Raw genomic sequence first — 11,982 nt, 5'->3', positions numbered from 1 at the left:
CCGAAAGCCCGCCGCAGGCGCAACGGTGCCGCGGGTGGGCTTCCGGCTGAACCTCGCCGGAGGCGAAGCCGTTTCTGACCTTCCGTCAGAATGGAACACGTTCTAGTATCCGTCCGCATGGGCATCGGAATCACCGAAGAGCACCACGAGTTGGCGGCAGCCACCCGCGGGTGGGCGGGGCGTGCTGTTCCCCCCGAAGCCGTGCGCGCAGCGCTGGAGGTGGGCCCGGGCGCGGGGGCGCCCGTGTGGTGGGGGGAGGTGGCCGCGCAGGGGTTGTCGGGGGTGCATCTGCCGGAGGAGTTCGGCGGGGGCGGCGGCGGGCTGCTGGATCTGGCGGTCGTGCTGGAGGAGCTCGGGGCGGTCTGTCTGCCGGGGCCGTTCCTGCCCACCGTGCTGGCGGCAGCCGTACTGGCGCGGGCCGCGGAGGGCAAGGCGCTGCTGCCCGGGCTGGCGGACGGCAGCAGGATCGCGGCGGTCGCGCTGGGCGCGGGGTCGATGACGGCCGAGCCGTCGGAGGGCGGCGGGTACGTACTGGACGGCACCGCTCCGCCGGTGCTCGGTGGGGCGGAGGCCGGGCTGATCCTGCTGCGGGCCGGTGCGGTGTGGATGGCGGTGGACGCCGCGGCGCTGGACGTGCGGGAGAAACCCGGTGCCGATCCGACGCGGCGCACCGCCGAGGTGGTCGCGCGGCGGGTGGTGGTGCCGCCCGAGCGGGTGCTGGGGATCGAGCCCGGGTCGGTGGAGGATCTCGCCCGGGTGCTGTTCGCCGCCGAGGCGTGCGGGATCGCGGGCTGGGCGCTGCGTACGGCCACCGAGTACGCGAAGGTGCGTGAGCAGTTCGGGCGGCCCATCGGGCAGTTCCAGGCGGTGAAGCACGCGTGTGCGGAGATGCTCGTACGGGTCGAGCAGGCGCGGGCGCTGACCTGGGACGCGGCGCGTGACGTACTGCCGCTGACGGCCGCGATGGCGGCGGCCGCCGCGGTCGAGGCGGCCTTCGGCTGCGCCAAGGACTGCATCCAGATCCTGGGCGGCATCGGCTTCACCTGGGAGCACGACGCGCATCTGTATCTGCGGCGGGCCACCGCCGTGCGGCAGTTGCTCGGGGCGGGGCACACCTACCGGCTGCGGGTGGCGGAGCTGGCGGAGGAGGGGGTCCGGCGGGAGCTGCGGCTCGATCTGCCCGAGGAGGCGGAGACCTACCGGGAGCGGGCGCGGGCGGTGGTGGCGGCAGCCGCGGGGCTCGATCCGGCCGCGGCGCGCGAGGCGCTGGCTCCCACCGGGTACGCGGCGCCGTATCTGCCGGCGCCGTACGGGCTGGGCGCCGGGCCCGTGCAGCAGTTGGCGGTGCAGCTGGAGCTGCGGGCGGCCGGGGTGAAGGTGAGCGATCTGGGGATCGCCACCTGGGTGGTGCCGTCCCTGATCGCGCACGGCAGCCAGGAGCAGCGGGACCGCTATGTGCCGCGCACGCTGCGCGGCGAGGCGCTGTGGTGCCAGCTGTTCTCGGAGCCGGGCGCCGGTTCCGACCTGGCGTCGCTGCGGACCCGGGCGGAGCGGCTGCCGGACGGCCGGTGGAAGGTCAACGGGCAGAAGGTGTGGACGTCGGCCGCCCAGTGGTCGGACTTCGGGATCCTGCTGGCCAGGACGGATCCGGCGGCGCCCAAGCACAAGGGCCTGACGTACTTCGTGGTGGACATGAAGAACACGCCCGGTATCGACATCCGGCCGCTGAAGGAGATCACCGGCGACTCGTTGTTCAACGAGGTGTACTTCGACGATGTCGTGCTGCCCGGCGACGCGGTCGTCGGGGAGGTGGACGGCGGCTGGCGGGTGGCCCGCAACACGCTCGGCAACGAGCGGGTGCACATGGCGGACCAGGTGGCCTTCGACACCGGTCTCGAGGCGCTGATCGGGCGGGCCGGCGCGGCGGGCGAGGTGGTGCGCGACCGGCTCGGCGGGCTGCTCGTCGAGGCGCACGCGCTGGCCTGCATTGGCCTGCGGACCACGTTGCAGCAGGTCTCGGGCCTGGAGCCGGGCGCCGGTGCCTCGGTGCGCAAGCTCGTCCAGACCCCGCACCAGCAGCGCATCGCCGAGCTGGCACTGGAACTGCTCGGCCCGGAGGGCGTCACGGACGAACGCGCCCTGCACGGATTCCTGATGGCGCGCTGCCTGACCATCGCGGGCGGTACCACGCAGGTGCAGCTCAATGTCGTCGCCGAGCGGATCCTCGGCCTCCCCCGTGACTGAACCCGTGACTGAAGGAGAACGCATGACCAGCAAGGTCTTCGTCGTCGGCGTCGGCATGACGAAGTTCGAGAAGCCCGAGACCCGTGACTGGCAGTACTGGGACATGGCGAAGGAGGCGGGGACCGCGGCCCTTGCCGACGCCGGGATTCCGTACGACCTCGTGGAACAGGTGCCGGTCGGGTACTGCTACCAGGCGTCCACGGCGGGCCAGCGGGCGGTGTACGAGCTGGGGCTCAGCGGGGTGCCGGTCTACAACGTCAACAACAACTGCGCCACGGGTTCCACCGCGCTGATGATGGCCCGGCAGTTCGTGGCGGGCGGTCTCAACGACTGCGTGCTGGCGCTCGGCTTCGAGAAGATGACCAAGGGCGCGCTGGGTGCCGGTTCCAGCGGCGGTGACTTCGCGACCTCGCCGGTCGCCCGGCACTACGGGGTGATGGCGGCGAAGCACGGCTTCGAGATGACCCCGCCGACCGCCCAGATCTTCGGCAACGCCGCGCGGGAGCACATGGAGCGCTACGGCACGACGGCGGAGCAACTGGCGGGGGTCGGCGCGAAGAACCACGGGCACTCGGCGAACAACCCCAACGCCCAGTTCCAGGACGTGTACACCGTCGAGGAGATCCTGGCCGCCAGGACCATCCACTCCCCGCTGACCAAGCTGCAGTGCTCGCCGACCTCGGACGGCGCGGCCGCCGCGGTGGTGGTCTCGGAGCGCTTCGTGCGCGAGCACGGGCTGGAGGACCGGGCCGTGGAGATCGCCGGCCAGGCGATGACCACGGACACCGGCGAGAGCTTCTCGTCGGGCTCGTGCATCGATGTGGTGGGCAAGCCGATGTCGCGGGCGGCGGCGCACGCGGTCTACGAGGAGTCCGGGCTGGGGATCGAGGATGTCGACGTCATCGAGCTCCATGACTGCTTCTCCATCAACGAGTTGCTGACGTACGAGGCGCTCGGCATGTGCGGCGAGGGGGAGTCCGGCAAGCTCATCGGCGACGGGGCCACCACGTACGGCGGGCGCTGGGTCGTCAATCCGTCCGGCGGTCTGATCTCGAAGGGCCATCCGCTCGGCGCCACCGGGCTGGCCCAGGCCGCCGAACTGGTCTGGCAGCTGCGGGGCGAGGCGGGACCGCGGCAGGTCGAAGGGGCCCGGGCCGGCCTCGCGCACAACATCGGGCTGGGCGGCGCCGCGGTCGTCACCCTGCTGCGGCGGCCCGCCGGCTGACCGTTCCGGGTGCCGTCGCGGGTGCGGTCGGCGGGTGCGGTCGGATGCGCGGATGGGGCGCGTGGGGCCGTTGTTGGGGGCGATCGTGGCATGTACCGTTCAATGGTGCGTTGCCCGGTCGTTCCCCACACGACGTTCTACGCGCGCAGACTTGGCGACCGCACGACCTCTCCCACCCCCCACGGAGGTACGCCGGATGCTTGTACGCAGCAGTTCCCGACGCCGCATCACCAGCGCTCTCGCCGTTCTCGGCGCCCTCGTCGCGGGCACCGCCGTCCAGACGGCGACCGCGCACGGCGCCCACGCGGCCACCCCCCACCGCGTCCTGTTCGACAACGCCCACGCCGAGACGGCCGGCAACGCCGACTGGATCATCGGCACCAGCCAGCCCGACCCGCTGGGCCAGAACTCCGCGCCCAAGACCGACAAGGACTGGACCGGCGCCCTCTCGTCCTGGGGCGTGGCGCTCCAGAAGACCGGTGGCTACTCCCTCAAGACGCTGCCGTCGGGCGGGAGGATCACCTACGGGACGTCCGCCGCGACGGACCTGGCGAACTTCGACACCTTCGTGCTGCCGGAGCCCAACATCCTGCTCACCGCGGCGGAGAAGACCGCGGTGATGACCTTCGTGAAGAACGGTGGCGGGCTCTTCCTGATCTCGGACCACAACGGTTCCGACCGCAACAACGACGGTGCCGACTCGCCCAAGATCATCAACGATCTGATGTCCAACAACACCGTCGACAGCACCGACCCGTTCGGCTTCTCCGTCGACAAGCTCAGCATCAGCTCCGACCACCCGGCGGCGATCAACGACAGCGCCAACCCGGTGCTCAACGGAACCTTCGGCAAGGTGACCAAGAGCCTGATCGCCAGCGGCACCACCTTCACGCTCAAGCCGTCCGACAACCCCGCCGTCAAGGGCCTGCTCTGGCGCACCGGTTACAGCCCCACCGGCACCACCGGAGCCTTCTTCGCCACCAGTACCTTCGGCAGCGGCCGGGTCGCGGTCTGGGGCGACAGCTCCCCGATCGACGACGGCACCGGCCAGTCCGGCAACACCCTCTACGACGGCTGGAACGACTCCACCGCCACCAACGCGGCCCTGGCCCTGAACGCCACCGCGTGGCTCTCCCGGGCCAGCTGACCGGCTGACCGGCAGCCGCCCCGGGCCTGAGCCGCGCAAACCCGGTGCGCGAACGGCGGCCGGGAGGGGACCATGGCCGACATGAGTGAACTGGCTGAACGGAAATGGCAGTCGAGCCGCCGACAGCGGGCCGCCGCGCCCGCCTGGGCGGTGCTCGCGGCCGTCTGCGCCGGGCAGTTCCTCGTCGTGCTGGACGTCTCGGTGGTGAATGTCGCGCTGCCGTCCATACGGACCGGCCTCGGACTCCACGAGGCCGGTCTGCAATGGGTGATCAACGCCTACGCGCTGACGTTCGCGGGATTCCTGCTGCTCGGCGGCCGGGCCGCCGATCTCTTCGGCAGAAAGCGGGTCTTCCTCGCCGGGCTGCTGCTGTTCGCGGTGGCGAGCCTGGCGGGCGGGATCGCCACCGCACCGTGGCTGCTGATCGCGGCCCGCGCGGTGCAGGGCGTCGGGGCGGCCCTGCTGTCACCGACCACCCTCACGATTCTCACCGCCGCCTTCCCACCCGGTCCGGCCAGGACCCGCGCCATCGGCACCTGGAGCGCGGTCGGCGCGGCCGGCGGCGCCTCGGGCGGGCTGATCGGGGGGCTGCTCACCAACTACCTGTCCTGGCGCTGGGTGTTGCTGGTGAACGTGCCGATCGGCGTCCTCGTGCTGATCGCCGCGGTGCTGTGGCTGCCGGAGAGCCGCGGCGGCACCGTCCGCCGGCTCGACGTGCCCGGCGCGGTGCTCGTGACGGCGGGCATGGCCACCCTCGCGTACGGCATCGCGCAGACCGAATCGCACGGCTGGACCACTCCTGACTCGCTCGTACCGCTGCTCGGCGGACTGGCGGTGCTGGCCGGATTCCTCGCGGTGCAGGCGCGGACCCGGGAACCGCTGATGCCGCTCGGGCTGTTCCGGATCCGCTCGGTCTCGTCCGCCAACTCCGTGCTGCTGGTGACCAGCGCCGGATCGTTCGCGATGTGGTACTTCCTGACCCTCTCCATGCAGAACGTGCTGCACTACAGCCCGTTGCGCGCCGGGCTGTGCTTTCTGCCGCACACCCTGTCGATCATCCTCGGCTCGAAGCTCGCCCCCCGGCTGATGGGCCGGTGGGGTGTCAGAACGGTCGGCGCGCTGGGCGGCGTTCTCATGGCGGGCGGCATGGTGTGGCAGTCCCGGCTGACGCCCGACGGCACGTTCGCCGGAACGATCCTGGCGCCCGGCATCATGATGGCGCTCGGCGGCGGACTGCTGCTGACCCCCGTCGCGACCGCGGCCACCACCGGCGCCGACCCCTCCGACCAGGGCCTGGTCTCCGGTCTGCTCAACACCTCCCGCACCCTCGGCGGGGCGCTCGGCCTGACCGTCCTCGCGACCGTCGCCGCGTCGCACACCGGCTCCCGCACCGCCGCAGGCGACTCCGCGGAACAGGCCCTCGCCTCGGGTTACAGCTCGGCGTTCCTGGTCGCCTCGGGGGTGGTGCTGGTCGGCACCCTCATGATCGTCCTGCTGCCGGCCGGTGCCCGCCGCGCCGGCTGACAACGACCGAGGGGGCTACAGCCAGCCGTTCTGGCGGGCCGAGCGGACGGCCTCCATGCGGTTGCGGGTGCCGGTCTTGCCGATGGCCGAGGAGAGGTAGTTGCGGACGGTGGACTCCGAGAGGTGGAGTTTGCCCGCGATGTCGGAGACGGTCGCTCCGTCGGCGGCCGCGTTGAGCACATCCTGCTCCCGGGCCGTGAGCGGGCTCGGGCCGGCGCTCAGGGCGGCTGCCGCGAGGGCCGGGTCGACGACGCGTTCGCCGGCCAGGACACGGCGGATGGCGCCCGCGAGGTCCTCGACCGGTCCGTCCTTGACCAGGAAGCCGGCGGCGCCCGCCTCCATCGCGCGGCGCAGATATCCCGGACGGCCGAAGGTGGTGAGTATCAGCACCTGGCAGGACGGCAGTTGCTTGCGCAGGTCGGCGGCGGCGTCGAGGCCGCTGCGGCCGGGGAGTTCGATGTCGAGCAGCGCGATGTCCGGCCGGGCGGCGAGCGCCGCCTCGACGATCAGGTCGCCGGCCGCCACCTGGGCGACGACCTCGATGTCGTCCTCCAGGTCCAGGAGGAGCGCCAGCGCGCCCCGCATCATGCCCTGGTCCTCGGCGAGCAGTACCCGGATCGGGTCGGTCATGCGGCGTTTTCCTCCTCGACGGGCAGTTCCGCGGTCACCTGGAAGCCGCGGCGCTGCGCCGGGCCCGAGTCCAGGGAGCCGCCGGCCGCGGCGAGCCGTTCCGACAGGCCCTTGAGGCCGGTGCCGATGCGGTGCGCCGTGGTGGTGGCAGCCGTCGCCGAGCTTACGCCGGAGCCGTTGTCGGTGATCGTCAGGCGGGCTCTTCCGCCGGCGGAGCGCAGCTCGATCTCGCACGAGGAAGCGCCGCTGTGCCGTACGACGTTGGTGACGCCCTCGCGGACCACCCAGCCCAGCAGGGCCTCGGCCTGCGGGGGCAGCGGCGGCCCGGATTCCAGCACGACGACCTCGATGTCGGAGGCGGACAGCGCGGACCGGGCCCGGTCCAGCTCGGTGGCCAGGCTGCCCTCGCGGTAGCCGGTGACGGCCTCGCGGATCTCGGTGAGGGCCTGCCGGCCGACCGCCTCGATGTCGGCGACCTGGGTGAGCGCGGCGTCCATGTCGCGCGGCGCGAGCCGGCGGGCGGCCTCGGACTTGACCACGATGACGGAGAGCGTGTGCCCGAGCAGATCGTGCAGATCGCGGGAGAAGCGCATCCGCTCCTCCGCCACCGCGCTGCGCGCCAGCTCCTGGCGGGTGGCCTTGAGCATGCGGACGGCGTCGAAGAGGGTGAGGATCACCGAGACGACCAGGCCGGACAGGAAGGTGCCGTAGGAGAGGGTGGCGGTGTTCCAGAAGGTCTCGTGGTGCACCATCCCCGCGATGATCCCGGCCGAGGCGCTGAGTCCGATCAGCACGATGCCGAGCCGGCGGCCGCGGGCGCTGACCCCGCACGCCAGCGACAGCAGCGGGAAGAGCAGCAGCCAGTTGCCCCCGTAGCCGAGGGTGAGGGCGAGGGTGCCGGCGGCCTGGGCGATCAGCAGCCGCACCGGTACCGGGCCGCCCCTGAAGCGGTCGCTGAAACCGGCGCGGACGGCGCAGACGTAGAGGACGCAGAACGCGGCGAGACCGGGACCGGCCAGCCAGGGGAACGCCACCTGGCCCGTGGCCACGTCGACGGCGGGTCCGCTGGCCATCAGCAGCCAGGGGATGAGCGACCCGCCGTCCGGGCCCTTCATCCGGTCGATCTCCTCGCCGAAGTCCCGGGGCGCGTTCCCACCGCAGTCACCCCGCCCGCCGAAGGCCCGCCGCCCCCACATGTCGACCATGTCCGTTCCACTCCCCGTCCCGCCTGCACCGCGTCGATCAGCCCACATCATGCGGTACGCGCCCCCCGGCGGTAAGAGAGGACCGCGTATCCGCCGAACAGCCGCACCTCGCCGGCGTCCGGCGCGTCCAGCCCCAGCAGCAGGCCGATCGCGGTGGATTTCCCGGCCCCGTTGCGGCCCAGCAGGGCCACGGCCTCACCGCGCCGGATATCCAGGTCGATCCCGTACACGGCGCGGACGCCGCCGAAGGCCTTGACCGCCCCGGAGAACCGCACCGCGGGCTCGCTCGCCATGGTTGTCGTCATGCCGTAGACGGTACGGAGAGCGCCCCTGACCTCGGCAGAGGGGAATGTACGGGGTCGGCCGGGACTAATGTCACCGGTGGTGTGATCTGATGGTGCGTCAGCTATTCACAGGCCCAGGGCGATGCGTTATACATGAGCCACTGCTAGAACACGTTCTAGCAGTCCGTGATCGACCCCGGCGCGGCCGACGGTGCGGACAGTCGCGCCGGGGTCCTCCAAGACACGCGGGCACCGCCGTCGGCGCCCGCCGGCCCGTATCCGGCGCCCGCCCGCGCCGGTCAGCGCCTGTCCCTGTCCCCACGGCGAAGGAGCCAGCCGGACCATGCCCATCGACGTCGCGAAGGCCACCGCGGCCGAGCCCCGCACCACCGACCTCGCCTGGGACCACAAGGACGTCCTGCTCTACCACCTGGGCGTGGGCGCGGGCCGGCCCGCCACCGATCCCGACGAGCTGCGCTACACGCTGGAGAGCAGACTGCAGGTCCTGCCCAGCTTCGTGACCGTCGCGGGCGGCAGCCTCGCCGCCGCGGGCGGGCTCAGCGCGCCCGGGATCGACGTGAACCTCGCCGCCGTGCTGCACGGCGGCCAGCGCATCGAACTGCACCGCCCGATCCCGGTCACCGGGGAGGCCGTGCAGACCAGCCGGATCGCCGCTGTGTACGACAAGGGCAAGGCGGCCGTCATCGTGCTGCGCTCCGAAGTCGCCGACGACGAGGGGCCGTTGTGGGCGGCCGACACCCAGATCTTCGTCCGCGGCGAGGGCGGCTTCGGCGGCGACCGCGGCCCCACCGTCCGGACCGAGGCGCCCGGCCGGGAGCCGGACCGCACCGCCGAGATCACCACCCGCGAGGACCAGGCGCTGCTCTACCGGCTTTCCGGCGACTGGAACCCGCTGCACGCGGACCCCGAGTTCGCCAAGGTCGCCGGCTTCGACAAGCCGATCCTGCACGGTCTGTGCTCGTACGGGATCGTCCTCAAGGCCGTCGTCGACACGATGCTCGACGGCGATGTGGCGCGGGTCCGCGCCTACTCCACCCGCTTCGCCGGGATCTTCTTCCCCGGCGAGACGCTGCGCGTGCGGATGTGGCGCGAGGACGGCCGCATCCAGGTGTCGGCGACCTCGGCCGACCGGGACGACGCACCGGTCCTCGCGGACACGGTCGTCGAACACGCGTAACTCCGCCGGCGCACCACCGCACCACCCGCAGGACCCCGCACCATTCCGCACCTCGCGAAGGGAGCCGCCCCGTGCGCGCAGCAATCCAGCAGGAGATAGGCCAGGACAAGCTCGAAGTCGTCGACGACATCGAGGCGGTGGGATTCGGACCCGGCAAGGTGCGGATCCGCATCCGGGCGACCGGACTGTGTCACTCCGACCTCTCGGCGATGAGCGGCGTGCTGCCGCAGCCCGCGCCGTTCGTGCCCGGCCACGAAGGCGCCGGCGAGATCATCGAGGTCGGCGAAGGCGTCACCAACGTCAAGGCGGGCGACCGCGTGCTGGTCTGCTGGCTGCCGGCCTGCGGCGCCTGTGCGTCCTGCAAGCGCGGCCAGACCCAGCTGTGCATCGCCGGCTTCCTCAACGCCGGCACCCCCAACTACAAGCGCCCCGGCGGCGATGTCTTCGGCTTCGCCGGCACCGGCACCTTCGCCGAGGAGGTCGTCGTCGACGCGTTGTGCGCCGTCCCGATCCCGGACGACGTGCCGTACGAGATCGCCGCGCTGATCGGCTGCGGCGTCACCACCGGCATCGGCGCCGCCATCAACACCGCCAAGGTGGAGGCCGGTTCCTCGGTCGCCGTCATCGGCTGCGGCGGGGTCGGCATCAGCGTCATCCAGGGCGCGCGGGCGCTCGGCGCCGCCGAGATCGTCGCCATCGACCCGGTCGAGAGCCGGCGCGAGGCGGCCCTGCGGTTCGGCGCCACCGAGGGCATCGCCCCCGACGGGCTCGCCGACGCCAAGAACCGCATCACCGCGGGCGAGGGCTTCGACTACGTCTTCGAGGTCGTCGGCAAGTCCGCCACCGCCCGCACCGCGTACGAGAACACCCGCCGCGGCGGAACCCTGTGCATCGTCGGTGCGGGCGCCATGGACGACAACCTGCAGATCAACATGTTCGAGCTGTTCTTCGACGAGAAGCGCATCCTGCCGTCGCTCTACGGCGGCGGCGACGTGCTGCGCTCCTACGAGCGCGTCATCAAGCTCTGGCGCGCCGGCCGCATCGACCTGGAGGGCCTGATCACCCACCGGGTGCGGCTGGAGGAGATCAACGACGCGATCGACCAGATGCGGACCGGCGAGGCGCTGCGCACCTGTATCACCATCTGATCCGTCCGAACCGCACCTGTCGCTGTAGATGTAGCTGAGAGGACCAGGATGTCTGTGCACGGGCAGCAACTGTCGGGTCTGGCCGCGATCGTCACCGGGGCCGGGCGCGGCCTCGGGCGCGCCGAGGCCCTGGAGTTGGGACGGCTCGGCGCGAGTGTCGTCGTCAACGACTTCGGGCAGCCGGGCCGGGACGGCTCCGGCGCGGCGTCCGCCACCCCGGCGGAGGAGGTCGCGGCCGAGATCGTCGCGGCGGGCGGGCAGGCCGTCGCCCACCACGGCGACGTGGCCGACTTCGAGGAGGCCCGCGGGCTGGTCCAGCTCGCCGTCGACACCTACGGAAAGCTCGACATCCTGGTCAACAACGCGGGCATCCTCCGCGACCGGATGATCTTCTCCATGTCGGAGGCGGAGTGGGACGCGGTGATCCACGTCCATCTCAAGGGCCACTTCAACACGACCCACTTCGCGGCCGTCCACTGGCGGGAACGCTCCAAGGCGGCGGGCGGCCCGGTCTACGGCCGGGTCGTCAACACCTCCTCCGAGGCGTTCCTCGCCGGCTCGGCCGGGCAGCCCAACTACGCCGCCGCCAAGGGCGGCATCGTCGGGCTCACCACCTCCACGGCGCTCGCGCTCGGCAAGTACGGAGTCACCGCCAACGCGATCTGCCCGCGGGCCCGCACCCGGATGACGGAGGACGTCTTCGCGGGCTTCCTGGAGGTGGAGGAGGGTCTCGACCCGCTCGCCCCCGAGCATGTCTCACCGCTCGTCGGCTACCTCGCCTCACCCGCGGCCGCGCGCGCCAACGGCCAGCTCTTCGTGGTGCACGGCGGCATGGTCGCGGTCATCGACCGCCCCCGCGTCGCCGCCAAGTTCGACACCGCCAAGGACGTCTTCAGCCACGACGAACTCGACGGCCTGCTGACCCCGTACTACGCGGACCGCGACCCGAACCACACGTTCGCGGCCACGGAAGTGCTGGGCCTCAAGCACGAGTAGCCCTGAGCACGAGTAGTCCTGAGCACGAGTACTCCTGACCACGAGTACTCCTGACCACGAGTAGTCCTGCTGCTTGGGCCGGCCGGCCGACGAGACCCAGGGGTCCCGTCAGCCGGCCGGTCCTTCAGTCCTAGTCCTTGCTTCCCGCGGGGCGCCGGTGGCGGCCGTGCGGGTCGCCGTCGCTGTCGTGCGGCGAAGCGGTACCGCGGTGCCGACCCCCGGCGTTGTCGTGACTCTCGCCGGAGTCGGACGTGGATTCGGACATGGAACGTCTCCCCGATGAATGGCGTGCCGGTTTGCGCTTGAAGCGGCCGAATATCCCCAACCCGGCCTGTGGGTACGCCCGTTGGTCACCCTCGGTGCCCGAGGGGTCCGGATCCG

At 72.0% G+C, this 11,982-nt stretch carries 10 protein-coding genes and 1 pseudogene; 7 read left to right on the top strand and 4 right to left on the bottom strand.

Features of this window, described 5'->3' with window-relative positions; translation table 11 throughout:
- Window positions 1-117: 117 nt before the first annotated feature.
- The 4 genes from O3W51_RS32025 (at window position 118) to O3W51_RS32010 (ending at window position 6,140) form a co-directional block, all read left to right on the top strand.
- Entirely contained in the window at window positions 118-2,244 is a 2,127-nt protein-coding gene (locus O3W51_RS32025) for an acyl-CoA dehydrogenase (protein WP_164296724.1), read from the top strand.
- A gap of 22 nt (window positions 2,245-2,266) precedes the next feature.
- A complete protein-coding gene (locus O3W51_RS32020) occupies window positions 2,267-3,469 on the top strand; it encodes a lipid-transfer protein (protein ID WP_138357855.1) in 1,203 nt (400 codons plus the stop codon).
- Window positions 3,470-3,665: 196 nt separating this feature from the next.
- A complete protein-coding gene (locus tag O3W51_RS32015; protein ID WP_138357854.1) occupies window positions 3,666-4,616 on the top strand; it encodes a hydrolase in 951 nt (316 codons plus the stop codon).
- A 72-nt stretch (window positions 4,617-4,688) separates the two neighbouring features.
- On the top strand, window positions 4,689-6,140 hold the full coding sequence (locus tag O3W51_RS32010) for an MFS transporter (protein ID WP_381586759.1): 1,452 nt from the start codon (window positions 4,689-4,691) through the stop codon (window positions 6,138-6,140).
- Between the two features lie 15 nt (window positions 6,141-6,155).
- Here the strand turns inward: O3W51_RS32010 and O3W51_RS32005 are convergent, their stop codons facing one another.
- The 3 genes and pseudogenes from O3W51_RS32005 to O3W51_RS31995 form a co-directional block, all read right to left on the bottom strand.
- The gene (locus O3W51_RS32005; protein ID WP_138357852.1) at window positions 6,156-6,770 is read right to left on the bottom strand and encodes a response regulator transcription factor; all 615 of its coding nucleotides are present in this window, start codon (window positions 6,768-6,770) and stop codon (window positions 6,156-6,158) included.
- Complete coding sequence (locus O3W51_RS32000; RefSeq protein ID WP_138357851.1) at window positions 6,767-7,975, bottom strand: sensor histidine kinase; 1,209 nt, start codon at window positions 7,973-7,975, stop codon at window positions 6,767-6,769. The genes O3W51_RS32005 and O3W51_RS32000 overlap by 4 nt, the downstream gene beginning before the upstream one ends.
- A gap of 62 nt (window positions 7,976-8,037) precedes the next feature.
- A pseudogene (locus O3W51_RS31995) lies at window positions 8,038-8,280 on the bottom strand (ATP-binding cassette domain-containing protein); the annotation flags it as partial.
- A gap of 322 nt (window positions 8,281-8,602) precedes the next feature.
- On the opposite strand from O3W51_RS31995, the gene O3W51_RS31990 reads away from it, so the two are divergent.
- The 3 genes from O3W51_RS31990 (at window position 8,603) to O3W51_RS31980 (ending at window position 11,601) form a co-directional block, all read left to right on the top strand.
- Window positions 8,603-9,457: a MaoC/PaaZ C-terminal domain-containing protein gene (locus O3W51_RS31990; protein WP_138357850.1), complete on the top strand. Its 855-nt coding sequence runs from the start codon at window positions 8,603-8,605 to the stop codon at window positions 9,455-9,457.
- A gap of 71 nt (window positions 9,458-9,528) precedes the next feature.
- Entirely contained in the window at window positions 9,529-10,605 is a 1,077-nt protein-coding gene (locus tag O3W51_RS31985; protein WP_164296733.1) for a Zn-dependent alcohol dehydrogenase, read from the top strand.
- 48 nt (window positions 10,606-10,653) lie between these two features.
- Entirely contained in the window at window positions 10,654-11,601 is a 948-nt protein-coding gene (locus tag O3W51_RS31980) for a 3-oxoacyl-ACP reductase (RefSeq protein ID WP_138357848.1), read from the top strand.
- A gap of 130 nt (window positions 11,602-11,731) precedes the next feature.
- On the opposite strand, the gene O3W51_RS31975 is transcribed toward O3W51_RS31980, so the two are convergent.
- The gene (locus tag O3W51_RS31975) at window positions 11,732-11,866 is read right to left on the bottom strand and encodes a hypothetical protein (RefSeq protein ID WP_269287941.1); all 135 of its coding nucleotides are present in this window, start codon (window positions 11,864-11,866) and stop codon (window positions 11,732-11,734) included.
- Window positions 11,867-11,982 lie beyond the last annotated feature (116 nt).

Source organism: Streptomyces sp. H39-C1 (assembly GCF_027158125.1).
Classification (GTDB): domain Bacteria; phylum Actinomycetota; class Actinomycetes; order Streptomycetales; family Streptomycetaceae; genus Actinacidiphila; species Actinacidiphila fildesensis.
The sequence above is the reverse complement of the archived record's forward strand: the minus strand, read 5'-3'. Positions and strand labels throughout refer to the sequence as shown.

Excerpts from the sequence above, each read along its gene's own strand:
- O3W51_RS31975 (WP_269287941.1), bottom strand. The coding sequence starts at position 11,866 with ATGTCCGAATCCACGTCCGACTCCGGCGAGAGTCACGACAACGCCGGG.
- O3W51_RS31980 (WP_138357848.1), top strand. The coding sequence starts at position 10,654 with ATGTCTGTGCACGGGCAGCAACTGTCGGGTCTGGCCGCGATCGTCACC.
- O3W51_RS32000 (WP_138357851.1), bottom strand. The coding sequence starts at position 7,975 with ATGGTCGACATGTGGGGGCGGCGGGCCTTCGGCGGGCGGGGTGACTGC.
- O3W51_RS32010 (WP_381586759.1), top strand. The coding sequence starts at position 4,689 with ATGGCCGACATGAGTGAACTGGCTGAACGGAAATGGCAGTCGAGCCGC.
- O3W51_RS32015 (WP_138357854.1), top strand. The coding sequence starts at position 3,666 with ATGCTTGTACGCAGCAGTTCCCGACGCCGCATCACCAGCGCTCTCGCC.
- O3W51_RS32005 (WP_138357852.1), bottom strand. The coding sequence starts at position 6,770 with ATGACCGACCCGATCCGGGTACTGCTCGCCGAGGACCAGGGCATGATG.
- O3W51_RS32020 (WP_138357855.1), top strand. The coding sequence starts at position 2,267 with ATGACCAGCAAGGTCTTCGTCGTCGGCGTCGGCATGACGAAGTTCGAG.
- O3W51_RS31990 (WP_138357850.1), top strand. The coding sequence starts at position 8,603 with ATGCCCATCGACGTCGCGAAGGCCACCGCGGCCGAGCCCCGCACCACC.
- O3W51_RS32025 (WP_164296724.1), top strand. The coding sequence starts at position 118 with ATGGGCATCGGAATCACCGAAGAGCACCACGAGTTGGCGGCAGCCACC.